The sequence below is a fragment of the Paraburkholderia youngii genome (genome assembly GCF_013366925.1).
GTDB classification, from domain to species: Bacteria; Pseudomonadota; Gammaproteobacteria; order Burkholderiales; family Burkholderiaceae; genus Paraburkholderia; species Paraburkholderia youngii.
On the sequence record NZ_JAALDK010000001.1, the window covers coordinates 5571041 to 5593302 of the forward strand.

Annotated in this window: 21 protein-coding genes and 1 tRNA gene; 7 read left to right on the forward strand and 15 right to left on the reverse strand. The window is 63.4% G+C overall.

Annotated elements, in window-relative coordinates; translation table 11 throughout:
• Positions 1-115: 115 nt before the first annotated feature.
• The 5 genes from G5S42_RS25410 (at position 116) to G5S42_RS25430 (ending at position 5467) form a co-directional block, all read left to right on the forward strand.
• A complete protein-coding gene (locus G5S42_RS25410) occupies positions 116-928 on the forward strand; it encodes a helix-turn-helix transcriptional regulator (RefSeq protein ID WP_176109271.1) in 813 nt (270 codons plus the stop codon).
• A 164-nt stretch (positions 929-1092) separates the two neighbouring features.
• Positions 1093-2499, forward strand: a complete 1407-nt coding sequence (gene argH, locus G5S42_RS25415; protein ID WP_176109272.1) for an argininosuccinate lyase — start codon at positions 1093-1095, stop codon at positions 2497-2499.
• A 362-nt stretch (positions 2500-2861) separates the two neighbouring features.
• On the forward strand, positions 2862-3392 hold the full coding sequence (locus G5S42_RS25420) for an energy transducer TonB (protein WP_176109273.1): 531 nt from the start codon (positions 2862-2864) through the stop codon (positions 3390-3392).
• Between the two features lie 368 nt (positions 3393-3760).
• A complete protein-coding gene (locus G5S42_RS25425) occupies positions 3761-5068 on the forward strand; it encodes an MFS transporter (RefSeq protein WP_176109274.1) in 1308 nt (435 codons plus the stop codon).
• A gap of 219 nt (positions 5069-5287) precedes the next feature.
• Complete coding sequence (locus G5S42_RS25430; RefSeq protein WP_013088754.1) at positions 5288-5467, forward strand: hypothetical protein; 180 nt, start codon at positions 5288-5290, stop codon at positions 5465-5467.
• Between the two features lie 30 nt (positions 5468-5497).
• Here the strand turns inward: G5S42_RS25430 and G5S42_RS45250 are convergent, their stop codons facing one another.
• Both G5S42_RS45250 and waaC read right to left on the reverse strand, forming a co-directional pair.
• A complete protein-coding gene (locus tag G5S42_RS45250; RefSeq protein ID WP_013088753.1) occupies positions 5498-5629 on the reverse strand; it encodes a hypothetical protein in 132 nt (43 codons plus the stop codon).
• Positions 5630-6139: 510 nt separating this feature from the next.
• Positions 6140-7144: a lipopolysaccharide heptosyltransferase I gene (waaC, locus tag G5S42_RS25435; RefSeq protein ID WP_176109275.1), complete on the reverse strand. Its 1005-nt coding sequence runs from the start codon at positions 7142-7144 to the stop codon at positions 6140-6142.
• A 220-nt stretch (positions 7145-7364) separates the two neighbouring features.
• Between waaC and G5S42_RS25440 the strand changes: the two genes are divergently transcribed.
• Positions 7365-8801 (forward strand): chloride channel protein, encoded by a 1437-nt coding sequence (locus G5S42_RS25440; RefSeq protein WP_246392075.1) that lies wholly within the window; start codon positions 7365-7367, stop codon positions 8799-8801.
• Positions 8802-8843: 42 nt separating this feature from the next.
• On the opposite strand, the gene G5S42_RS25445 is transcribed toward G5S42_RS25440, so the two are convergent.
• The 10 genes from G5S42_RS25445 to G5S42_RS25490 form a co-directional block, all read right to left on the reverse strand.
• Complete coding sequence (locus G5S42_RS25445; RefSeq protein WP_176109276.1) at positions 8844-9155, reverse strand: YXWGXW repeat-containing protein; 312 nt, start codon at positions 9153-9155, stop codon at positions 8844-8846.
• A gap of 269 nt (positions 9156-9424) precedes the next feature.
• Positions 9425-9679 (reverse strand): cell division topological specificity factor MinE, encoded by a 255-nt coding sequence (minE, locus tag G5S42_RS25450; RefSeq protein WP_008922443.1) that lies wholly within the window; start codon positions 9677-9679, stop codon positions 9425-9427.
• A gap of 14 nt (positions 9680-9693) precedes the next feature.
• Positions 9694-10509, reverse strand: coding sequence for a septum site-determining protein MinD (gene minD / locus G5S42_RS25455; RefSeq protein WP_013088749.1), 816 nt, complete (start codon positions 10507-10509; stop codon positions 9694-9696).
• Positions 10510-10614: 105 nt separating this feature from the next.
• On the reverse strand, positions 10615-11448 hold the full coding sequence (minC, locus tag G5S42_RS25460; protein ID WP_176109277.1) for a septum site-determining protein MinC: 834 nt from the start codon (positions 11446-11448) through the stop codon (positions 10615-10617).
• A gap of 212 nt (positions 11449-11660) precedes the next feature.
• Positions 11661-12194, reverse strand: coding sequence for a GNAT family N-acetyltransferase (locus G5S42_RS25465; protein ID WP_026227959.1), 534 nt, complete (start codon positions 12192-12194; stop codon positions 11661-11663).
• 92 nt (positions 12195-12286) lie between these two features.
• Positions 12287-13072, reverse strand: a complete 786-nt coding sequence (gene map / locus G5S42_RS25470) for a type I methionyl aminopeptidase (RefSeq protein WP_176109278.1) — start codon at positions 13070-13072, stop codon at positions 12287-12289.
• Positions 13073-13561: 489 nt separating this feature from the next.
• On the reverse strand, positions 13562-15157 hold the full coding sequence (locus tag G5S42_RS25475; RefSeq protein ID WP_176109279.1) for a hypothetical protein: 1596 nt from the start codon (positions 15155-15157) through the stop codon (positions 13562-13564).
• A 740-nt stretch (positions 15158-15897) separates the two neighbouring features.
• Positions 15898-15988, reverse strand: a tRNA-Ser gene (locus tag G5S42_RS25480).
• Between the two features lie 199 nt (positions 15989-16187).
• Complete coding sequence (gene serS, locus G5S42_RS25485; protein WP_176109280.1) at positions 16188-17483, reverse strand: serine--tRNA ligase; 1296 nt, start codon at positions 17481-17483, stop codon at positions 16188-16190.
• A 64-nt stretch (positions 17484-17547) separates the two neighbouring features.
• Positions 17548-18861, reverse strand: a complete 1314-nt coding sequence (locus G5S42_RS25490; RefSeq protein WP_176109281.1) for a replication-associated recombination protein A — start codon at positions 18859-18861, stop codon at positions 17548-17550.
• A gap of 224 nt (positions 18862-19085) precedes the next feature.
• On the opposite strand from G5S42_RS25490, the gene cytX reads away from it, so the two are divergent.
• Positions 19086-20402, forward strand: a complete 1317-nt coding sequence (cytX, locus tag G5S42_RS25495; RefSeq protein WP_176109282.1) for a putative hydroxymethylpyrimidine transporter CytX — start codon at positions 19086-19088, stop codon at positions 20400-20402.
• Between the two features lie 117 nt (positions 20403-20519).
• Here cytX and G5S42_RS25500 read toward each other — a convergent pair whose 3' ends face one another.
• The 3 genes from G5S42_RS25500 to lolA form a co-directional block, all read right to left on the reverse strand.
• Positions 20520-20747 carry a hypothetical protein gene (locus tag G5S42_RS25500; RefSeq protein ID WP_176109283.1) on the reverse strand — a complete coding sequence of 76 codons (228 nt, stop codon included), beginning with the start codon at positions 20745-20747 and terminating at the stop codon, positions 20520-20522.
• 166 nt (positions 20748-20913) lie between these two features.
• A complete protein-coding gene (locus tag G5S42_RS25505; protein WP_176109284.1) occupies positions 20914-21144 on the reverse strand; it encodes a hypothetical protein in 231 nt (76 codons plus the stop codon).
• A 314-nt stretch (positions 21145-21458) separates the two neighbouring features.
• The gene (lolA, locus tag G5S42_RS25510) at positions 21459-22202 is read right to left on the reverse strand and encodes an outer membrane lipoprotein chaperone LolA (RefSeq protein ID WP_176109285.1); all 744 of its coding nucleotides are present in this window, start codon (positions 22200-22202) and stop codon (positions 21459-21461) included.
• Positions 22203-22262 lie beyond the last annotated feature (60 nt).

Genomic DNA, 22262 nt, shown 5'->3' on the forward strand with positions numbered 1-22262 from the left:
GGCGAACAACGCGTTGCGCGAATCCAGCCGCTACAATAGAGCCCGCCATGTACCAGTACAAGTCCGGCAATTATTCTGGTATCTCTATTGCTCCCCTCCACGCTCAGCCGATAGCATGACGACGCCGTCCTCCGCCGATCACCCGCCGCCGCTCGACGCTACGCCGGCCCGCGCACTCGGCGACTTCATCCGCGCCCATCGCGAGCGGCTGTCGCCGCAGGCGGTCGGTCTGCCGCCAGGGCCGCGCCGCCGCACGCCCGGTCTGCGGCGCGAGGAAGTCGCGCAGTTATGCGGCGTGAGCCCGACCTGGTACACGTGGATCGAGCAGGGCCGGCCGGTGTCCGCTTCCGCCGATGCGCTCGCGCGCATCGCGGTCGCGTTGCAGCTGTCGCGCGCCGAGCGCGCGTATCTGTTCGAGCTGGCCGCGCAGCGCGATCCGGCCGAGCCCGATCCGGCCGCCGCCGATGCACCCGCCACGCTGCTGCAAACCGTGCAGCTCATCGACACGCCGGCCTACGTGCTCGACCGGCAGTGGAATGCGCTCCGGTGGAACGAGCGCGCGGCCGATCTGTTCGTCGGCTGGCTCGACGGCGCGCACGACCGCAACCTGCTGCGCTACACGTTCACCGAGCCGGCCGCGCGCGCGTTGATCGTCGATTGGGAAACGCGCGCGCGACGGCTTGCCGCCGAATTCCGCGCCGACTCGATCCGCCATCTGAACGATGCGCCCACGCGTGGGCTGATCGATTCGCTTTCAGCCGCGAGCGACGAGTTCGCGCGCTACTGGGCCTCGCAGGACGTCGGCGGGCGCGAGGGCGGCAGGCGCGAGTTCAACCATCCGCGCGACGGGCGCATCGTTTATGACCAGATCACCTTCAAGCCCGCGCATCGCGAAGATCTGAAGCTGGTGGTGCTGGTGCGCGAATAGGCCCGCGAATGGGCCCGCGAATGGGTCCGCGATGGGCGGCAGCGCCTTGGCCGCCCTCGCCCGGTGTTAAAATCTCCGTCTTTCTTCGCTGCGGCGGCGCTTCTGCACGACTCGCGCACTCGCGTCGCCAGCCTCTTCACCGCTCGTTTTTACCGCCCAACACCATGACGTCCCAACTGCACAAAAAAGGCGAAGCCTGGTCGGCTCGCTTCTCGGAGCCGATGTCGGAGCTCGTCAAACGCTATACGTCGTCGGTCTTCTTCGACAAGCGTCTGGCGTTCGTCGACATCGAAGGGTCGCTCGCGCACGCGTCGATGCTCGCCGCGCAGAAGATCATTTCCGCCGACGACCTCGCCGCGATCCAGCGCGGCATGGCGCAGATCAAGGGTGAAATCGAGCGCGGCGAGTTCGAATGGCAGCTCGATCTCGAAGACGTGCACCTGAACATCGAAGCGCGCCTGACCGCGCTGATCGGCGACGCCGGCAAGCGCCTGCATACCGGCCGCTCGCGCAACGACCAGGTCGCGACCGACATCCGCCTGTGGCTGCGCGGCGAGATCGACCGCATCGGCGGGCTGCTCACCGAACTTCGCATAGCGCTGCTCGACATCGCGGAGCAGAACGCCGCGACCATCATGCCGGGCTTCACGCACCTGCAGGTCGCGCAGCCGGTCACGTTCGGCCATCACCTGCTCGCCTACGTCGAGATGTTCTCGCGTGACGCCGAGCGCATGGTCGACTGCCGCAAGCGCGTGAACCGTCTGCCGCTCGGCGCGGCTGCGCTCGCCGGCACCAGCTATCCGATCGATCGTCACGCCGTGGCGAAGACGCTCGGCTTCGACGGCATCTGCGCGAATTCGCTGGATGCGGTTTCCGACCGCGACTTCGCGATCGAATTCACGGCCGCCTCCGCGCTCGTGATGACACACGTGTCGCGCTTCTCCGAAGAACTGGTGCTGTGGATGAGCCCGCGCGTCGGCTTCATCGATCTGGCCGACCGTTTCTGCACCGGCTCGTCGATCATGCCGCAGAAGAAGAACCCGGACGTGCCCGAGCTCGCGCGCGGCAAGACCGGCCGCGTGAACGGTCATCTGATGGCGCTGCTCACGCTGATGAAGGGCCAGCCGCTCGCGTACAACAAGGACAACCAGGAAGACAAGGAGCCGCTGTTCGACACCGTCGATACGGTCGCAGACACGCTGCGCATCTTCGCTGAAATGGTCGCCGGCATTACGGTCAAGCCGCAGGCGATGCGCGACGCCGCGCTGCAAGGCTTCTCGACCGCGACGGACCTCGCCGACTATCTGGTCAAGCGCGGCCTGCCGTTCCGCGACGCGCACGAAGCCGTCGCGCTCGCGGTACGCGTATGCGCCGACCGCGGCTGCGACCTCGCGGACCTGACGCTCGACGAAATGCGCAGCGAACTGCCGAACGTCGCGCATCTGATCGGCGACGACGTGTTCTCGTATCTGACGCTCGAGGGCTCGGTGGCGAGCCGCAATCATCCGGGCGGCACCGCGCCTGAGCAGGTGCTGGCCGCGGTGAAGGCGGCGCGTGCGGCGTTGAAGTAATCGACGATTGGGCAGCGCCGTGAGCCTGGGCTTGCGGCGTGGCTGGTTGAACCGAGAGCGAAAAGGCGGACCCGTTTGGCGGGTTCGCCTTTTTTGTTGCCGCGTGCAATTGGCGAATCGCAGGTAAAAGAAAGCCCGCGAGAAGCGGGCTGAAAAGACTTCCACCGATGCCTTAGCATGAGGCCGCCAGAGTGTAGGCGGGTTTCGCCCGCCGACCAACGCGTGCATATTTCCGGCCACTGCATCGGAAAGCAAAGCGCGTCAGCGGCACATGCGCAACGACATTCAGCGGGCGAACGCCAATTGAATCCCGCCGGTTTTTGACTACCATTCAATCAGGTTCTCCTCGCGGTTCGTCGACGATGCTCTCGCGCACTTCTCCCCGTTCTGTTCCCCGTGTGGCCCCGCACTTCTTCACCGCAGCACCCAGGCATCGGCTGTTGCTCGCCGCGCTTGGTGTCGTTGCCGTGGCCGGTTGCACGATCACTCCGCTGACGCCGCACGAAACCGTCAGCACACCGGTCGCCGCGATCAACAGCGCGACGCTCGATCAATATCGCGACGCGGTCGCGCGACGAATCGTCGAGCGCAATCCGTCGTATGTGCTCCAGGGCAGGCCTCAGCCGATGCTGCGCTCGCTGGTGGTGGTGTCGTTCACCGTCGATCGTGATGGACGCATCGTCCAGTCGTCGGTGTATCGCACCAACGGCGACGACGAAGCCGAAAGCACCGCGCTCGCGTCGCTGCGCCGCTCGGCGCCGCTGCCGCTACCGCCCGGCAAGCTGCTGAACGGCCGCGGCCAGCTCGAGCTGTTCGAAGACTGGCTGTTCAACGACAACGGCAAGTTCCAGTTGCGCGAGCTCGCCTCGCCGCAAGCGGAAACGTACGAATGAGCGTGCTTGGCGCGTGCGCTGACACGCGCCATCTCGCGCATCACCGCATCGGCCAGGCCACAGGTGACCTGCTCGAGTCATTGCGCATAGCTCTCAACGCACCCCTCGTTGCCGCGCAAGCTTACGCCGCCATTGCTGCGCGACGAGCGCGCTCGCTATAATTTTCCGATTCCCCGCGCCGGAGCCTTCCGGCATGGCTCACGCCGCCCGCACACCCGTCGGCGCGGCGCATGAGCCGACTCAGCCGCGGCGCCACCCGCGTGCGGCGCCCAAACCTATACCTCAACGAGGATGCCGCCCTCGCGCGCCGCCTGTCTGCGAATCAAGGCTCGGCGCGCCGCGGCCTCACGACAATTGGAGACCCCTGCATGTCCACTTCGCCGATTTCCGCGGCTCAGCCCGCAAGCGGGCAAAACAGTCGCGCGCGGATCATCTTCGCGAGCTTCATCGGCACCGCGATCGAGTTCTACGATTTCTATGTCTACGCGACCGCCGCGGCGCTCGTGATCGGACCGGTGTTCTTCCCGCATGGCTCGGCCACCGCGCAAGCGCTGTCCGCGTTCGTCACGTTCGGCATCGCGTTCGTCGCGCGACCGATCGGCTCGTTCCTGTTCGGCCACTTCGGCGATCGCATCGGCCGCAAGTCGACTCTGGTTGCGTCGCTGCTCGTGATGGGCCTGTCGACCACGCTGATCGGCTTCGTGCCGGGCTACGACGCGATCGGCAGCCTCGCGCCGATCCTGCTGTGCGTGCTGCGTTTCGGCCAGGGTATCGGCCTCGGCGGCGAATGGGGCGGCGCCGCGCTGCTCGCCACCGAAAACGCGCCGGCCGGCAAACGCGGCTGGTTCGGCATGTTTCCGCAGCTTGGACCGTCGATCGGCTTTCTCGCGTCCAACGGCCTGTTCTTCGCGCTCGCCATGTCGCTCTCCGACGAGCAGTTCCGTAGCTGGGGCTGGCGCGTGCCGTTCCTCGTCAGCTCGGTGCTGGTCGCGCTCGGCCTGTACGTGCGGCTGAAGATCGCCGAGACGCCCGCGTTCCAGGCCGCGATCGAGCGCAAGGAACGCGTGCGCGTGCCGATCGCGACGCTGTTCTCGCAGCACTGGGTGCCGACCGTGCTCGGCGCGCTCGCGATGGTGGTCTGCTACACGCTGTTCTACAACGCGACGACGTTCTCGCTGTCGTACGGCGTCGGCTCGCTGCATATTCCGCGGCAGACGTTCCTCGGCCTGCTGTGCATCGCGGTCGTGTTCATGGCGATCGCGACGCCGCTGTCGGCCCGCGCGAGCGACCGCTTCGGGCGCAAGCCGGTGCTGATCGTCGGCATCATCGCGGCGATCCTGTCGGGCTTCACGATGGCGCCGCTGCTCGGCAGCGGTGAGCCGTTGCTGGTGCTGCTGTTCCTCGTGATCCAGCTGTTCCTGATGGGCGTGACGTTCGCGCCGATGGGCGCGCTGCTGCCAGAGCTATTTCCGACCAATGTGCGCTATACGGGAGCCGGCGTCGCATACAACCTCGGCGGGATTCTCGGCGCGTCGGTCGCGCCGTATATCGCGCAGGTGCTGGCCGCGCATGGCGGCTTGCCGTGGGTCGGCGCGTACGTGTCGGTCGCGGCGGCCGTGAGTCTCGTCGGCGTGCTTTGCATGCGCGAGACGCGTGACGCGAGTCTGATGAAGTGATGCAATGCGAATCGACGCAACCACGCTTGCGTCGATTCGCGTTTGCCGAAGTTCGACCGATGCCGCTCACGCGCAGTTTTTACGCGTCTGCGCCAATATGCAATGGGCATTATTGCTTCGACATTTCCGCTCGGCGGCCCGGGTAGTCCCCCGCCTTGCGCGTCTTTTTGACTTGCCTATACTCCCTGACATAACCCTATAAAAAACAGGGAGACTCGCATGAACGTCCATCTTCACAATGCCGATATCGTGATGATCATCGCGCTGGCCTTGCTCGGCTCGCTGCTGCTCGCGCTGCGCTTCCGTCCGGCGTCATGGAAATCCATCGTGGTCGAGGCGCTGGCCGCGAACGCCGCGGCTATTGCCGCGGTGGTCGCATTCGAAATGCTGGTCGCCTGAGACCAGTGGATCGAGGAGCTCGAGCGCGGCTTAGCGGTAGTAGCCGTGATGGTAGTAGCCACCGCCGCCGTAGTAGTAGCCCGGCGCCGGCGCAATGACGCAACCGCCGAGCGCCGATGCCAGCAGTGCGCCGGCCACGAGAGTCAGGATCAAGCGTTTCATGTTGTTCTCCATCGAGTCGGATTGATTCGAGCGCAAACCCCGAATGACCCGATTGGACACGATGCGCGCCGCGGCGAACGTTGCCATTTGTAAGGGAAGATCACCGGGCCGTTACAGGATCGGCGCGGTGGACCGGCGTGTTCGAACGACCTGCCCCGCTATCGCCTGATCACGCCGCCCTGGCGAAAAACACCGCCTATACTCCGTTGAGCGCACTGTCGCGATCGAAGCCTTGCTGGCCGCGCCAGCGTCGCCGCAATCGAGCGGTTCAACGCGCGCCGCGCGAGCCTCGATGCACCGCGACCTACCCGCTGGCCGCCTTGGCGTGCGCGCATCGGACGCTGCGGCGTCCAACGAAAAGCGACAGTTTTAACAGACGTGTAATCGATTCCTCTCCGCCCGCTGTTCCCCGACACGGGCGTTCTTCGAGGCGCGACGATGCAGTCCCCGCCCGCAGGGGTGGACTACGCGTCGCGCCTCTTTTTCTTTTGCGCAAACGATTGCGTGAACTCAGGCGGCGGCCGATCCGTGCTGCATAGCGAGGACCGGCTCTGCCGCGTGTACATAGTCGATCGCTTCGAGCGCCGCGCTAATGGGCGGTACCGAGCGACCGTCACCGATCGAGGTCGAGCGATACGGCGTCTCGACGCCGCAATGCGAGGGCGACGTCGCGACGAAGATCATCACGGTGCGCTTCTGCAGCGCATGCGCGAGGTGCACGAAGCCCGTATCGGTACCGACCACGAGCGCGCACGCGTCGATCATCTGCGCGACTTCGGTCACGCTCATTTGCGGCAGCACGGTCGCGCCCGGCACTTGTGCGGAGATCTGCAAGGCTTCGGCAAGCTCACCGTCCGAACCCCACGGCAGAACCACACGAAACCCGCGCTCGCTCAACTCGCGCCCGACAGCCACCCAATGGGTGAGCGGCCATTTCTTCTCGGCTTTCGAGGTGGCATGAAAGAGCGCCGCGACAGGCGCGTCCTGCGTCGCGAACGGCTGCGGCACGACTGCAGGTAGCCGCAGGCCGTAGATGGGCGGGCCTTCCACTTCGTAGCCGAGCACCTCGCTAGCGCTGATGCGCATGCCGTGCCACGCGCTGCCTTGCGGGCGTGGACCGAAACGCCCGGTATAGGCGAACGCGGCGCCCCGCTCGCCCAGATCCTGAGACTGATAGCCGAAGCGCCGCGACGAGCGCGCGAGGAAGGCGATGATCGCGCTCTTGTAGACGCCGTGAATATCGATGATGTAGTCGTAGTGATACGCGCGCAGCTCGCCGATCGATGCCCAGATCGCCTTCAGATCGCTCCAGCGACGCGACTTCTTGAAGCGGCGCAGCGGCGCGCATAGCACGCGATCGACGCCCTGGCTCCACTGCACGACTTCTGCAAATGCTTCGTCCGCCGCCCAATCCACCTGAACACCAGGAAATGCGCGTTTGATATCGGCGACGACTGGCAGCGCCTGCACGATATCGCCTAGTGAAGTGACCTTGACGATTAGGATTCGCTTCATTGAGGGTCTCTTCGTTTTCCGAAGTGGAAACTATTCTAGCCGACGTTATTACCGCTCCCCTGCCAAATGGGCATTGTGCCCGGTCCGGTTTTCAATACGGCGAATTACAACAAAAGATATACGCCTGACAATCCATCGTAGTTCATTTTTTCAAAAGTCTTTCACGCATTCAGGCCTGTCCCGCACGTTTTATACTGGGCCCTTTGCACGAATCCAATTCATGTCCCGGCCCTTCCCTTCCCGTTCGCACGCTGTCATGCGGCGCACGAAACGCCTGTGGCGGCAATACGGCATCTTCTGGCTCGGTGCCATCGCCGTCGGTCTGGTCGCGGTGCTCTATGCGCGTCTGATCGACTGGGGTTATGACGCGTTTCTCGATGTCCGGCAGCGATATCCGTGGGCACCGCTCGTGATCACACCTGTGGTCGCGGCGCTCGCGGTCTGGCTCACGCGCAAGTTCTTTCGCGGCTCCGAGGGCAGCGGCATCCCGCAGGTCATCGCGACGCTGCACACGAAGCAGCGCGGGTACGGCGCGAGGCTGCTCTCGCTGCGAATTCTGCTCGGCAAGATCGGAGTATCGTTTATCGCGATTCTCGGCGGCTTGACGATCGGCCGTGAAGGACCGACCGTGCAGGTCGGCGCCGCGCTGATGTTCAATCTGCGCCGCTTCTATCCGCGCTCGAATGCGCAGATCGAACGGCAGCTCGCGTTGGCGGGCGCGGCAGCGGGTTTATCGGCGGCATTCAATACGCCGCTCGCGGGCGTCGTGTTCGCAATCGAGGAATTGACGCGCAGCTTCGAGGCCCGCACGAGCGGTGTGCTGATCACCGCGATCGTCGTTGCGGGTGTAGTCGCGCTGGGCCTGAATGGCAACTACACGTATTTCGGCACGATCAGGATCGGCGCGCATTTCCCCGATCTGCTCGCCGTCGCGGTGGTGCTCACCGCAATCGTCACGGGCATCGCGGGCGGCATTTTCGGCTGGCTGCTGCTCAACACCGCGCGCTGGATTCCGGCGCCGCTGCGTCAGTTGCACGGCGAGCGGCCGGTCGTGTTCGCCGCGCTGTGCGGCTTCGCAATCGCCGTGGTCGGCGTAATCGCGGGCGGCACGACGTTCGGCAGCGGCTATACCGAAGCGCGTGGCCTGCTGGAGGGACACGGGCAGTTGTCGGTGTTCTATCCGTTCCTGAAGATGATCGCGATGGTCGGCTCGTACCTGCCCGGCATTCCGGGTGGCATCTTCGCGCCGTCGCTGTCGATCGGCGCGGGCTTCGGCAATCTGCTGCACATGGTGTTCGATTCGATGCAGTTGCCGATGCTGATCGCGCTCGCGATGGTCGGCTATCTGGCCGCGGTCACGCAGTCGCCGATCACGTCGTTCGTGATCGTGATGGAGATGATCGACGGTCACGCGCTCGTGATTTCGCTGATGGCCACCGCGTTGATCGCGAGCCGCGTGTCGCGCCTGTTCGCACCGCCGCTTTATGAGTCGCTCGCCGAGCGCTACATGGCGCCGCTGCCGCAACCGGCGCCCGCGCCGGTGCCGGAAGTGCCCGAGGTCGAGGTGCCGGAAGCGGGAAGCGTCGACGGCGAGCCGCCCGCCGGTGATGCCGCAGACGACATCACGACGGATGCTTCCGGCTCGCCGCGTCAGTAGACGACCACGCGCGGCGCGGCGCAAGCACGATCGACGGCCGCATCAAGCCCAGTGTCCCGGGACCCAGCGATAGTTCGGACCATGCTCGATCCAGTGGCCGGGCATCCAGTGATAGCCGACGCGCTCGGCCTGCCAGTGCCCGGCGACCCACACGTAGCGGCCGTGATCCCAGCGCCAGTGACCGTGATCCCACACATAGCCGGCGCGCGCCGCGGGCACCGTTTCGAAGCGTTCGACGGGCGGCGCGGACGGCGCGACGATGATGACTTCCGCGGCCGAAGCCGAGGCGATCGCGGCGGCACCCGCGGCGATCAGAACGGTGTTGGCAAGCAGCAGGCGAAAGCTTCTGTTCATGATTTCCTCTTAGGTTGAACACCGGATGCGGCGTTACCCGTTTAATGCGCGAGGGCGACACGAGGCTGACGATGCGCGTGTAACGGCACCCGCTGAAGTGCAACGGTTTATTTCGACCGGGAAATGAGGAGCGCCGTGCAGGCGCGAAGAGACGGCTTCAGACAGAAGCCAGAGCAACAGCCGAACGCCGCACGCCATCGCGTCGAACCAACACGATGCAATGCGACGTCCTGCACATGATGCGAGATGGACCGCGGTCCATCGGAAGCTCAGGCCTGCGGTATTTCGATCTTGACTTCGAGCACTTCGAGATCGTCCTGACGCTCGAGACTCACGCGAATGTCGTCATCGGAAATCTTCACGTACTTCGAGATCACGGCCACCAGTTCGCGTTGCAACGCAGGCAGATAATCGGCGGGCGCATGGCCGCCGGCGCGCTCGTGCGCGATGATCAACTGCAGGCGTTCCTTCGCTACCGACGCGGACTTCTTTTTCTCGCCCAGCAAAAACGAAAGAATCGACATTACGTGCGCTCCCCTTACTTGGTGCCGAAGAGGCGCTGCAGCAGCCCGGGCTTCTGGTAATCGACAAAGCGAAGCGATTTCTGCTCGCCGAGGAAACGCGACACGACGTCCTTATAGGCTTCGGCCACATCGGTGCCGTCCAGATGCACGGCCGGCAGACCCTGGTTCGACGCGTGCAGCACCGCTTCCGACTCCGGAATCACGCCGATCAGATCGATGCGCAGAATTTCCTGGATGTCGGTCAGCGACAGCATTTCGCCTTCGCTGACGCGCTTCGGGTTGTAGCGGGTAATCAGCAGATGCTCCTTGATCGGCTCCTTGCCTTCGATCGCACGCTTGGTCTTCGACGACAGGATGCCGAGAATGCGATCGGAGTCGCGCACCGACGACACTTCCGGGTTCGTAACGATCAGCGCTTCATCGGCGAAGTGCATCGCAAGCAGCGCGCCCGACTCGATACCGGCCGGCGAATCGCAGACGATGTATTCGAAGTCCATCGCGATCAGATCGTTGATGACCTTCTCGACGCCTTCCATCGTCAGCGCGTCCTTATCGCGCGTCTGCGAGGCCGGCAGGATGAACAGGTTCTCGCACTTCTTGTCTTTGATCAGCGCCTGGTTCAGATTCGCTTCGCCCTGGATCACGTTGATCAGGTCGTACACGACGCGGCGCTCGCAGCCCATGATGAGGTCGAGGTTGCGCAGGCCGACGTCGAAGTCGATCACGGCGGTCTTGCTGCCGCGCAACGCGAGGGCCGACGCAAAGCTCGCGCTCGTGGTCGTCTTGCCCACGCCACCCTTGCCCGAAGTCACCACAATGATTTTTGCCATTACCCTTACCTTGTGTTCGTCAAATGCGTCAATTGATGCGCGGCGCGCGTCGCCCTGAAACGCCGCGTGCCGAAATCGCTCGGGCAGCGCGCGTTTCTCGGCGCTTTACGTGAGCCGCAGCGGTTCGATCATCAGTTTTTCGTCTTCGAGCCAGATCTGCACCGGCTTGCCGAGCACGTCGGCCGGCAGCGGGTTCTCAGTCGTTCGATAGATGCCCGCGATCGAGATCAGTTCCGGTTCGAGACACGTACAGAAGATGCGCGCGTCGTGATTGCCCTGCACGCCGGCCAATGCCCGGCCGCGCAGCGGCGCGTAAATATGGATGTTGCCTTCCGCGATCACCTCGGCGCCATAGCTGACGAGACCGAGCACCACCAGATCGCCTTTCGCGTAGATGCGCTGGCCGGAGCGCAGCGGCTTGTCGACCACCATCGTTTGCGGCGACGTGGCGAGGCGCACCGGCTCGGCGGCGGAGGTGGGTTCGACGGCGGCGGAAGCGGTGCTGGCGGTTGCGGATGCGGTGCTGGTGGCCGCGCTCGTGCCGGCGCTTGCCTCGGCGCCTGCCGCCGCGCTTGCCGCGCTCGCCGTGCTGTCCTCATCGGCCTGTCTGGCCGGCGCGCCGCGTCGGTCGCGCGCTTCGAGCAGCGGCAATCCCGACTCCGTCGCCCACTGTTGCTCCGCATTCGCGACCACACCGACCGGACGCATGCGCACGCTGTCGAGCAGTTGCGCGATATCGGCGAGCGGCACGCGTTCGCTGTCGGCGAGACGCCGTACGTCGATCGCGACGACGTCGTTAGCGAAGAATTCGGGGGTCGCCTCGAAGCGTCGCGTCAGCTCGACACGCATCGCATCGAGGTCGGTCGTTTTGACCACGAACATCAGCGTGTCGACAGAGCCGCTGCGCAGTTCGAAAAAGGGCGATTTCTTGGGCGACATAGCGTTCGGCAAAAAATTTTGCGTATTTTACAGGCGTACGTGCGCGCGGCCACTATTTTTCCCGGGAGAATCGGTGCTCGCGCGCGTGGGCGCGACGCGTGTCGTCGATGCTATCGACGCGCGACGGTGCGCAACAAAAATACTGGGGGGAAAAAGACCGTGATGAACGGACGGCGAAGACGAGCGGCACGCGCAACGCGCCGCCCGGGTGATCACTGTTGAAGCACCTGCGAGGTAGTCGGCACGTGCCGCACCAGCAGACTTTCGACCTGCTCGGGCGCGCGCTCGACGCGCCGGTGCTCGCCGGTCGGGCCAAAGCCGAGCGCCTCGTAGAAGCGCATCGCGTTGCGGTTCGTGTCGGCGACCCACGCGTAGATTTCCGTGGCGCCCGCATTCGCGAGCCAGCTGCTCGCGGTGTCGACGAGCAGTTCGCCGCCGCGCAGATGACGCACGGCCGGCGCCACCCACAATTCGCAGACGAACGCGCGGCGCGCCGCGGTGTCGTCGAAATGCGCCTCGACGAGGCCGGCCGGATGGCCCTCGGTGTAGAGCAGGAAGGTGCCGACGGACTGCGAAACCGCGTGATTCGCCGCGGTCGCGTCGAAACTGGCGGCATCGGCCGACAACGCATCCTCGAGCGTCGCGCCGAAGGCATATGGCGCCTCCCGCAGCGAGGCGGTGCGGAGTTCGCGAAAAACGGCGCCCTGATCAGCAGTGATGCGGCGAACGGTCAATGACGGACTCATGCAGACGAAAACCCCTGGAAACCCTAACGCGTAGCTTTAACCGAACCGGCCGGCGAGTCAAATTTATTATTGACCAGAATATGCGATCCCGCTCACGGTGCGTCGTAGTCGCCGGTGCCGTCCGGCCACGGCGTCAGCAGTTCATAGCCGTCGTCGGTCACTGCGACCATGTGTTCCCATTGCGCCGACAACGAGCGGTCCTTCGTGATCACGGTCCAGCCGTCGCGCTGCACCGACGTGCCGGCGCGGCCCGCGTTGATCATCGGCTCGATCGTGAAGACCATGCCCGGCTTCAGGCGAACGCCCTGCCCCGGCTGGCCGTAGTGCAGCACCTGCGGGTCCTCGTGATAGATCTTGCCGATGCCGTGCCCGCAGTAGTCGCGCACGATCGAGAAGCCCTCGCGCTGCGCAACCTTCTGGATCGCGTGGCCGACGTCGCCGAGCGTCGCGCCCGGCTTCACCTCGCGGATGCCGGCCACCATCGCCTCGTAGGTCGTGTCGATCAGCGCACGCGCGACCGTGCTCGGCTGGCCGACGCAGTACATGCGGCTGGTGTCGCCGAAATAACCGTCCTTGATGATCGCGACATCGATGTTGATGATGTCGCCGTCCTTCAGGATCTCGCCGCGATTCGGAATGCCGTGGCACACGACATGGTTGACCGACGTGCAGACGGTTTTCGGAAAGCCCAGATAGCCGACGTTGGCCGGAATCGCCTTCTGCGTATGGACGATGTAGTCGTTGCACAGCGCGTCGAGGTCGTCGGTCGAGACGCCTGCCTTGACGTGCTCGCCGATCATTGCCAGCACATCGGCCGCGAGGCGGCCTGCAATGCGCAGCTTCGCGATATCGTCGGGAGTCTTGTAGGTAATGGCCATGAATTCAGTCGATGTGAGTCGCGGGTCCAAACGCGAGATGACCCGCCGCGCGCGAAAGCCCGGCGGCCCGCAACCGCCGCTCGATGGGCGATTTCGGGCAATTGTACAGAGGATCGCGGAGGGACCCCGGGCAAACCGGCTGAAAAGATGCTCGGAAGGCGGCGGCGCTAAGGGGGGCGATGCCGGGGCACGCGCCCGAATCGGGGTGACCCGTTCGTGCGTGGTCGGCTTGCCCGGCTTGCGCGTTCACATGGACTTGCGGCGAGAAGGCTCGAACGTTGATCGAGCCATGCAACGCCCATCGTTCAGTTTCCCGTACTAAATTGTGGGTCCGCTCGGCTTCGCGGTCGTCGCCGGGCGCGTTGACGGAGGTAATGGAGGGGGTTCGAGTCGCATGAGACACCCGCCCCCTAGCCTCGATACGCTGAGACAAGGGTTCGGGCGCGATTCTGACTGACGCGCAAGGCTGCTTGCGTCGAGATCCCCGGCTTAGTTGTCGGGATTAGCTGCGGTGAAACTTTGGAACGCACTGTACGCCGGGTTCAACGGCGTGCCGTTTTTCAAGATGCCGAACGTCTGGTCGCCGCTGTCGAGCACGTAATACATGACGCCCTGGATATTGTGCGTCTTGCGATTCTGATAGAACTCGCCGAGCCTCGTCGTGATGTAGTTCCCACGATAGGTCTCGTCCCGTTCCGGTCCGGTGTTCCACTCGGTGATGAGGAACGGCACGCCGTAACGGGCCTTGCAATAGGTCGGCAGATCGAAGCCAGGTTGGGCGCCGTCCGCACCGAGCGAGAACACGTCGCCATACACCTCGTAGTTGTGCCACGTGGTGATATCCCAGCGCACGGTCGGGTGGCCGCCGCTACCATCGGGCTGCATACCTTCCCACAGCGCGTCCGCTGCGCCGACATCGTTCACGCAGAAGTTGATGCCGCATTTCGCGTTGGACTGAACCGACTTCACGCCGTCGATCATGCCGCGCATCACGCCGCGCATCGCCGGCCAGTTCGCGTTGTTGAAGTCCGACGCCTTCGTGCCCGCAGAGGTGAAGTCCAATACGGTGGCGTTCGTGCGCGTCAACTCGTTGCCGCATTCGTAAATGTTCACGCCATACGGCTTCAGTGCGTTCGCGATGCCTTGGGCGACCGAGTAACCCTGGTTGTAAGCGGCACTCTCGTTGGCGAACACGTTGCCATTGGAGTCGTAGACGCCCTGATTGATCAGCACGACCAACGTCATGCCCGCCGACTGGAAAGCCTGCGCAAGCCCGATCAGTGCGTTCAGCTGGTTCGAAGAGTTGGTGCAGCCCACGCGATAGCTGGTGCAGCCCATGCCCTTCAGGATCGACACGACCTGTTGGGGCGTGTAGGTGTAGTCGAAGTGGCCGTTCATGCCGTAGAACATGCCCGCGGCCGGTGCGATCGCGGTGCGCGGATCGCTACATGGCAGCCAATGACCGGCGGTCTCGTTGTTCACGTAGAACTGGCCACCCGTGCCGCAATGCCAGATCTTGCCGCCGTACCACAACAGCAGCGAGACGTTGTACGTGTTGCCTACGGGCGCCCCATTGCAGAGAATGACACCGTTGTTCACCGTCCAGATGTTGTTGGATTTGTCGATGATGTACGACGAACCGGGGATCGTGGTGCCATCAGCCGAGGTGCCACCGAGGCGCGGGTCGATGCAACCTTTCCAGCCCGAGCCCGTCCATTGGTAGAACTGACCACCCGTGCCCTCGTGATAGATCACGCCGGCGTAAAACAGGACCATCTGCACGTTGTAGGTGTTGCTTGCCGGCGAACCGTTGCAGTAGACCGAGCCACCGACACCTCCGGACAGCGTCCAGACGTTGCCGGAGTTGTCCGTGATGGACGAGGCGGGCGGAATGGAGACACTGTTCGGATCGCTCGTCTTTGCGACGGCCGTTTTGGAAGCCGCGGTACCGGAAGCGCCGGATGCAGCGGCAGCAGCGGCAGTCTTGTCGTCCGCGGTGCCGGATCCACCGCCACCACATGCGGCCAAAAGATAACTTGCGCTCAGGGCCGTGAGACCCCCAATGAATTGACGTCGTTTTATCATCGCAGAGTAATTCCAAATGTCGGGAAAATTCCCGATAAAAAGACCAAAGGTGAATTCGCTGTGATTCGGACGGACAATGCATAAGGATTGGATGCAAATGAATTTGCATTCCTTAAAAACATTAGTCCTGAGGTGCCGTGGAACGCACGTCTGTGATGTCCGATTGAACCGATGCTCGCGAAGAGGCTCCTCGCGGTGGTCCAGATTGACAATGCTGGTGCGCGTCGGTCCGCAAACGTTTGCCTTGCGAACCTTTTACCGATTACTGCCGCAACTCTTGTCTTACAGGAAAATTATTCCCGTAAAAGCTGCTGACGGCGTAAATCGTACCCTGAACGAATGACCGAGCCCAACCAAAAATCGTATTTATTTGTAAAAAAAGGCAGATCTTGCGGAGATGTGTTGGGTCCGCGAAGATTCGCACCTTAAGAAGTCGATCGGGGGGCGGGTCGCCCGCAAATTTTCTTACTTCGACCCCCTATAGCGCGCGACGGCCACATTCCTCATATGTCCCCGCATATGAATCAGGAGACGGCGCAGCATGTATCGTTTAAGGGATTTGTATGGAAATGGGAATGAGAAAGACCACGAGCAGCGAATAGCTCATGTACAAAAAATTGAAACAATAGATTTCGCCAATAGAAATAATGCTTGAACAATATCGGATTGCCTTGGCAAAACAATTCGAAGACCCAAAAACAAAAACCCCTTGATCTCGATGATCAAGGGGTTTCAGAATTTGGCGGAAAGGGTGGGATTCGAACCCACGGTACGGGGAAACCGTACGCCTGATTTCGAGTCAGGTACATTCGACCACTCTGCCACCTTTCCGGGTATTCCAACTCGCTGCTGCTTCGTCGGATCCAAGCGGGCCGTTGCTTGGGAGAAAAAGATTATAAAACAGCTGGAATCAGTTTTCCAAGTCCCTCGACGAAAAAACTTCCAAATTTTTTTTCCGAGAGGCCTGGGTGCCGGCAGCGGCACCGTCAGAAACGCGACGATACCGCGCCTGCGCACATGCCGGTGACGCTCAGGCCGCCGGCACGTCCAGCCGCTCCACGCCGCCGAGGTAAGGCCGCAGAGCCGTGGGCACCGTCACCGAGCCATCGGCGTTCTGGAAGTTCTCGAGCACCGCGACGAGCGTGCGGCCCACCGCGAGACCCGAACCGTTCAGCGTATGCACGAGTTCCGGCTTGCCCTGCGCGTTGCGGAAACGCGCCTGCATGCGTCGCGCCTGGAACGCCTCGGTATTCGAGCAGCTCGAAATCTCACGATAGGTGTTCTGCGCGGGCAGCCATACTTCGAGGTCATAGGTCTTCGCTGCGGAGAAACCCATGTCGCCGGTGCACAGCGTGATCACGCGATACGGCAGTTCGAGCTTCTGCAGAATCGCCTCGGCATGGCCGACCATCTGCTCGAGTGCGTCGTACGATGCGTCAGGAGCGACGACCTGCACCATCTCGACCTTGTCGAACTGATGCTGGCGGATCATGCCGCGCGTGTCGCGGCCGTACGAGCCCGCCTCCGAGCGGAAGCACGGCGAGTGCGCAGTCAACTTGATCGGCAGTGCGTCCGCTTCGACGATGCTCTCACGCACCGTGTTGGTCAGCGAAATTTCCGAGGTCGAGATCAGATACTGGGTGACCGTGCTTTCACCGCCGCCCTTCTCGACGCGGAACATATCGTCCGCGAACTTCGGCAGCTGGCCGGTGCCGTACAGGATGTCCGGATTCACGATGTACGGCGTGTATATCTCGGTATAGCCGTGTTGCTGCGTGTGCGTGTCGATCATGAACTGTGCGAGCGCGCGATGCAGCCGCGCAATCTGGCCGCGCAGCATCGTGAAGCGCGCGCCCGACAGCTTCGCGCCTGTCTCGAAGTCGAGGCCAAGCGGCGTGCCGACGTCCACGTGATCCTTGACTTCGAAGTCGAACTGTCGCGGCGTGCCCCAGCGGCGCACTTCGACGTTATGGGCTTCGTCGTTGCCGACCGGCACGCTTTCGTGCGCGAGATTCGGCACGCCGAGCAGCAGATCCGACAGACGCTTCTGGATGTCTTCGAGCTTGACCGCCGACGCCTTCATCTCGTCGCCGATGCCGCTCACTTCGGCCATGACCGCCGACGTATCTTCGCCACGCCCTTTCATCGCGCCGATCTGCTTCGACAGGCTGTTGCGGCGCGCCTGCAGTTCTTCGGTACGGGTCTGGGTATCGCGGCGTTCCGCTTCGAGCGCGGTGAAGGCCGCGACGTCGAGGGTATAGCCGCGGTCGGCGAGGCGTTTGGCGACGCCGTCGAGGTCTTTGCGCAGCAACTGGATGTCGAGCATGGGATGGGACGGATGTTCGTTGTATGAAACCGCGATTTTAACGCACCGGCCAAGGCGAAACGCCTCAAGCCTTCTTCGGCTTGTTCTCGGCGCGCCACCGCGCATCGAGCTCGCCAAGCCGCGCGAGCTTTTCGCCGATCTTGCCTTCGAGGCCACGCGGCGTCGGCTCGTACCAATGCGGCTCGCGCATGCCGTCCGGAAGATAGGTCTCGCCGGCCGCGTACGCATCGGGTTCGTCGTGCGCATAGCGATAGTCGTGGCCGTAGCCGAGTTCCTTCATCAGCTTCGTCGGCGCGTTGCGCAGATGCACCGGTACCGCGCGCGACTGGTCCTTGCCGACGAAACGCCGCGCCTCGTTGTACGCGTTGTATCCGGCATTCGATTTCGGCGCGACCGCCAGATAGATGATCGCCTGCGCGAGCGCGAGTTCGCCTTCGGGCGAGCCGAGACGTTCGTAGGTTTCGGCGGCGTCGAGCGTGATGCGCGCGGCGCGTGGGTCCGCGAGGCCGATGTCTTCCCACGCCATGCGCACGATGCGACGCGCCAGATAGCGCGGGTCGGCGCCGCCGTCGAGCATGCGGCAGAACCAGTACAGCGCGCCGTCCGGGTTGCTTCCGCGCACCGATTTATGCAGCGCGCTGATCTGGTCGTAGAATGCGTCGCCGCCCTTGTCGAAGCGGCGCAGATTTTCCGCGAGTGCGCTGCCCAATAACGCGCCGTCGATTTCGGTGGTCTTCTGCTGCGCGGCCGCGCGCGCGACGATCTCGAGGTTGTTCAACAGCTTGCGGCCGTCGCCGTCGGCGGAGCCGATCAGCGCGGCGCGCGCATCGTCGGTGAACGTGAGGCCGCCGAGTTCTTTTTGCGCGCGCTCGAGCAACTCGCGCTGTTCGTCGTCTGTCAGGCTCTTCAGCACGTAGACCGCGGCGCGCGACAGCAGCGCGCTGTTGACCTCGAACGATGGATTCTCGGTCGTCGCACCGACGAACACGAACAGGCCCGACTCGACGTGCGGCAAGAACGCGTCTTGCTGGCTCTTGTTGAAGCGATGCACCTCGTCGACGAACACCAGCGTCTGATGGCCGTTCGCGCGATGGATCTGCGCGGTCTCGACCGCCTCGCGGATATCCTTCACGCCCGACAGCACCGCGGACAACGCGATGAACTGCGCGTCGAACGCATCGGCCATCAGCCGCGCGAGCGTGGTCTTGCCGACGCCTGGCGGGCCCCACAGGATCATCGAATGGGCCTCGCCCGATTCGAACGCGACCCTGAGCGGCTTGTTCGGACCGAGCAGATGCGACTGGCCGATCACTTCGTCGATATTGCGTGGCCGCAGGCGTTCGGCGAGCGGAACATTGGCACGGGTTTCTTCAAACATGACGTTTTGGGGATAATCTCGGCTTTCCGGGTACGCACCGCGTTCGAGCGGCGCCGCGCAGGACAAGCGCAAAGCCCGCGCACTGCCGCAATCAGAGGCAAGAACGCGGGCAACGTCCTGCATTATGACAGTGACGGCGACGGCGCGATGGCCGACCCGGCGCGCCGCCAGCGCATAAATTCACAGCAGAGCTTCACCGCACCACCAGGAGGAACACACATCAGATGGCTCAAGATTCTGTCGCCGGCCAAGCCGGCTCCACCTACGCGCCGCTCTCGCCGGTGCCCGACGCGCGCCGCGCGTTCCGTACCGGCGACGCGTTCGCCCTGTGGTTCTCGCTCGGCATCGGCCTGCTCGTCGCCCAGGCGGGCGCGCTGCTGGTGCCGGGGCTGTCGCTGCCGCATGCGCTCGTCGCGATCGTGCTCGGCAGCGTGATCGGCGTCGTGTTGCTCGCGCTCGCGGGCGTGATCGGCACCGACACCGGGCTCGCGGCGATGTCGTCGCTGCGTCCGACGCTCGGCGTGCGCGGCGCGTCGGTGCCGGCCGTGCTGAACATGGTGCAACTGGTCGGCTGGGGCTCGTTCGAGGTAATCGTGATGCGCGATTCCGCCGATGCGCTCGCGAAGCAGGCTTTCGGCCTGTCGATGCCGCTCGTGTGGACCGTGATCTTCGGCCTGCTCGCAACCTTGCTCGCGATCAGCGGCCCGCTGTCTTTCGTGCGGCGCTTTCTGCGCAAGTGGGGGATCTGGCTGCTGCTCGCGGGCGCCGCGTGGCTCACGTGGAACCTGCTCGCGCGCCACAATCTCGCCGATCTGATGCAGCGTCCCGGCACCGGCGAGATGTCGTTCGGCGGCGCGGTCGACCTCGTGGTCGCGATGCCGCTGTCGTGGCTGCCGCTGATCGCCGATTACACGCGCTTCGGCCGCCGCGCCGGCGAGACGTTCCGCGGCACGCTGTACGGCTATGGCATCGCGAACATCTGGTTCTATGCGCTCGGCGCGGTCTATGGCCTCGCGGCCGGCGGCGGTGATGCATTGCTGACCGGCGCGCTCGCGCAAGCAGGCGGCGGGTTTGCGCTGCTGCTGATCCTGATCGACGAAATCGACAATGCGTTCGCCGATATCCACTCGGCCGCGGTGTCGACCGGCACGTTCTGGACGCGGGCGAGCGTGCCGTTGCTGTCAGGCGCGTTCGGCGCGCTGTGCACGCTGATCGCGCTGCTCGTGCCGATGGCGAAGTACCAGAATTTCCTGCTGTTGATCGGCTCGGTATTCGCGCCTCTGTTCGGCGTCGTGCTGATGGATCACTTCATCGTGCGCAAGCGTCGCATCGATGCCGCGGTGCTCGCCGATGTGCGCGGCCGCTACGGCTTCTCGGGCGGCTGGCACCTGAGCGCGTTCGTCGCATGGGCGATCGGCATCGCCTCGTATCAGGTGATCAATCAATGGCTGCCGAATCTCGGCGCGACGCTGCCGTCGCTCGCGATCGGTGCGGTGTGCTACTACGTGTTCGTATCGGCGCGCAAGACTGCGTATGCATGAGCGCATTAGTCTAAGCGCGTTGCGTTAGACGCGGCCGCCAGAAAGTAACAAAGACCTGCAGTGCAATTGCAGGTCTTTTTATGACCTGAAACCGTCAGCCGCTGTTCGCGCCGCCGGCTATTTTTTCGCGGCTTTGCGCCGACGCGATTCGACCTTTCGACACAGGTCCGTGAGCAGCCAACGGGCGACGGTCTCGGGCCGGTTCGGTGCGTACGACGCGAATTTGCTCTCGTTCGCGAAGTGGACGACGACGGTGCCCGTCATGACGCGATAGGTTCCGGCATAGTTCACGCCGTCCAGTTCCACGCTGAGCGCGTGGGTGGTTTCATATTCCGCTAAAGTCAAGGTAAGAGCGATATCTCAAAAACGAGACATTATCGCTACGATTTTTCGGAAGTCAAAAAAGATATGCAATTCGTTGCATATCAAAGTATTACCGACAGGTAACAATTGCGGTTTTCACCGGCGATCGAAATAATGTGCACCTTATATGCATAAAAAATCTATGGCGTTATTGCCGGTCGAGGGAAACCGACGGCGCGTCGGCAAAACGTTCAAGCGCGCGATTGCCTTCCCGATGGGCTTCGGCCTCATCGATAAAGGTTTTTTCGCTGTATGCCACGACCTTGAAACCACTTCCGGCTGACCGTGGAACCGTGATTCCCCAATGCCATCCGCCCTCCTGCTCGAATACATGGAGGGACGGCGACAAGCGTAACTCGTGTGAAGAAGACAATCTCATGACATGCCTCACCTTTCCAGACATTCGAAGCGACAACCAGCTTCAATCAGTTTAGGCGTTATTTTGTTGCGTTGCAGCAAAAAATTGTTAGAGACTGTGCGCCCAATCCTGGAAATGATCGTACGCGCTAACTCGGCCCATCAGCGATGGCGGTCTTTACAGTCTCGCACTAAATCATTACGTCTGCCGGCACGACGATTTGATTTTGATCGCGGCACAGAGCGCGCATCCTGAGCAATCCACGCGCCTCGTGCCGCGCACAATAAAAAAGCCGCGCTCGACAAGCGCGGCTTCGCCGGCGCGCACCGCGCGATTCACCCGTTGATCACATCCGCGCCCTTCGGCACCGTGAACTTGAACGCATCGGACGGCAGTGGCGGATTTTTCTGGATGTTCGAGAACGTCAGCAGCGTGACGTTGCCGAACACGTCGTGCAATTCCATCGCTTCCAGATTGCCGTCCTTGAAGCCGATGCCGACGCGCTCGAACTGCGTGTCCTTCGCCTTCGGCGTCAGTTCGAGCCAGTCGATGCCGGCTTTCATGCCCGCGTCGCGCAGCGTGAAATTCTTCTCCAGGTCGTTGCTGCCGAACAGGATCGCCGCCGGGCTCGCGCCGAGCGCGTTGCCGAGCGCGCGCACCGTCACCTGGTTCAGATCCTTGTCATAGACGAAGAGCTTGTCGCCGTCCGCCTGCAACAATTGCGAGTAGGGCTTCTCGTATTGCCAGATGAACTTGCCGGGCCGCGCGAACATGAACGTGCCGCTCGACGTGGTCGGCTTGCCCGGGTTCGCGGTGGACAGCGCGCCGCTCGCGCCCTGCGCCTTGCTCGGCGCGCGCACTTCCTGTTGCACGAAGGTGCCGCGCGCCGAATGGACCTGCGAGACAAAGGCCTTCAGTTGCTCGGTGCCGCTCGCGAACGCGTGCGACGCAACGAGCAGCGACGCACCGATCGCGACACTGCCGGCGGCGCGCGCGATCTTGCGCATGCCGCGGCACACGCGCTCGCCGAGGCGGCCCGCTTTACGCTGTCGGGCATCCTGCCGCGCGATTGCTTGCATAGGTATTTCTCCGTTGAATGAATTCGGTGATGGGCTGTGCCGGCTCGCCGCCCTCGCTGA

What these genes read in the sequence shown, in the direction of transcription:
- G5S42_RS25410 (WP_176109271.1), top strand. Translation starts at nt 116, where the DNA reads ATGACGACGCCGTCCTCCGCCGATCACCCGCCGCCGCTCGACGCTACG.
- argH (WP_176109272.1), top strand. Translation starts at nt 1,093, where the DNA reads ATGACGTCCCAACTGCACAAAAAAGGCGAAGCCTGGTCGGCTCGCTTC.
- G5S42_RS25420 (WP_176109273.1), top strand. Translation starts at nt 2,862, where the DNA reads ATGCTCTCGCGCACTTCTCCCCGTTCTGTTCCCCGTGTGGCCCCGCAC.
- G5S42_RS25425 (WP_176109274.1), top strand. Translation starts at nt 3,761, where the DNA reads ATGTCCACTTCGCCGATTTCCGCGGCTCAGCCCGCAAGCGGGCAAAAC.
- G5S42_RS25430 (WP_013088754.1), top strand. Translation starts at nt 5,288, where the DNA reads ATGAACGTCCATCTTCACAATGCCGATATCGTGATGATCATCGCGCTG.
- G5S42_RS45250 (WP_013088753.1), bottom strand. Translation starts at nt 5,629, where the DNA reads ATGAAACGCTTGATCCTGACTCTCGTGGCCGGCGCACTGCTGGCATCG.
- waaC (WP_176109275.1), bottom strand. Translation starts at nt 7,144, where the DNA reads ATGAAGCGAATCCTAATCGTCAAGGTCACTTCACTAGGCGATATCGTG.
- G5S42_RS25440 (WP_246392075.1), top strand. Translation starts at nt 7,365, where the DNA reads ATGTCCCGGCCCTTCCCTTCCCGTTCGCACGCTGTCATGCGGCGCACG.
- G5S42_RS25445 (WP_176109276.1), bottom strand. Translation starts at nt 9,155, where the DNA reads ATGAACAGAAGCTTTCGCCTGCTGCTTGCCAACACCGTTCTGATCGCC.
- minE (WP_008922443.1), bottom strand. Translation starts at nt 9,679, where the DNA reads ATGTCGATTCTTTCGTTTTTGCTGGGCGAGAAAAAGAAGTCCGCGTCG.
- minD (WP_013088749.1), bottom strand. Translation starts at nt 10,509, where the DNA reads ATGGCAAAAATCATTGTGGTGACTTCGGGCAAGGGTGGCGTGGGCAAG.
- minC (WP_176109277.1), bottom strand. Translation starts at nt 11,448, where the DNA reads ATGTCGCCCAAGAAATCGCCCTTTTTCGAACTGCGCAGCGGCTCTGTC.
- G5S42_RS25465 (WP_026227959.1), bottom strand. Translation starts at nt 12,194, where the DNA reads ATGAGTCCGTCATTGACCGTTCGCCGCATCACTGCTGATCAGGGCGCC.
- map (WP_176109278.1), bottom strand. Translation starts at nt 13,072, where the DNA reads ATGGCCATTACCTACAAGACTCCCGACGATATCGCGAAGCTGCGCATT.
- G5S42_RS25475 (WP_176109279.1), bottom strand. Translation starts at nt 15,157, where the DNA reads ATGATAAAACGACGTCAATTCATTGGGGGTCTCACGGCCCTGAGCGCA.
- serS (WP_176109280.1), bottom strand. Translation starts at nt 17,483, where the DNA reads ATGCTCGACATCCAGTTGCTGCGCAAAGACCTCGACGGCGTCGCCAAA.
- G5S42_RS25490 (WP_176109281.1), bottom strand. Translation starts at nt 18,861, where the DNA reads ATGTTTGAAGAAACCCGTGCCAATGTTCCGCTCGCCGAACGCCTGCGG.
- cytX (WP_176109282.1), top strand. Translation starts at nt 19,086, where the DNA reads ATGGCTCAAGATTCTGTCGCCGGCCAAGCCGGCTCCACCTACGCGCCG.
- G5S42_RS25505 (WP_176109284.1), bottom strand. Translation starts at nt 21,144, where the DNA reads ATGAGATTGTCTTCTTCACACGAGTTACGCTTGTCGCCGTCCCTCCAT.
- lolA (WP_176109285.1), bottom strand. Translation starts at nt 22,202, where the DNA reads ATGCAAGCAATCGCGCGGCAGGATGCCCGACAGCGTAAAGCGGGCCGC.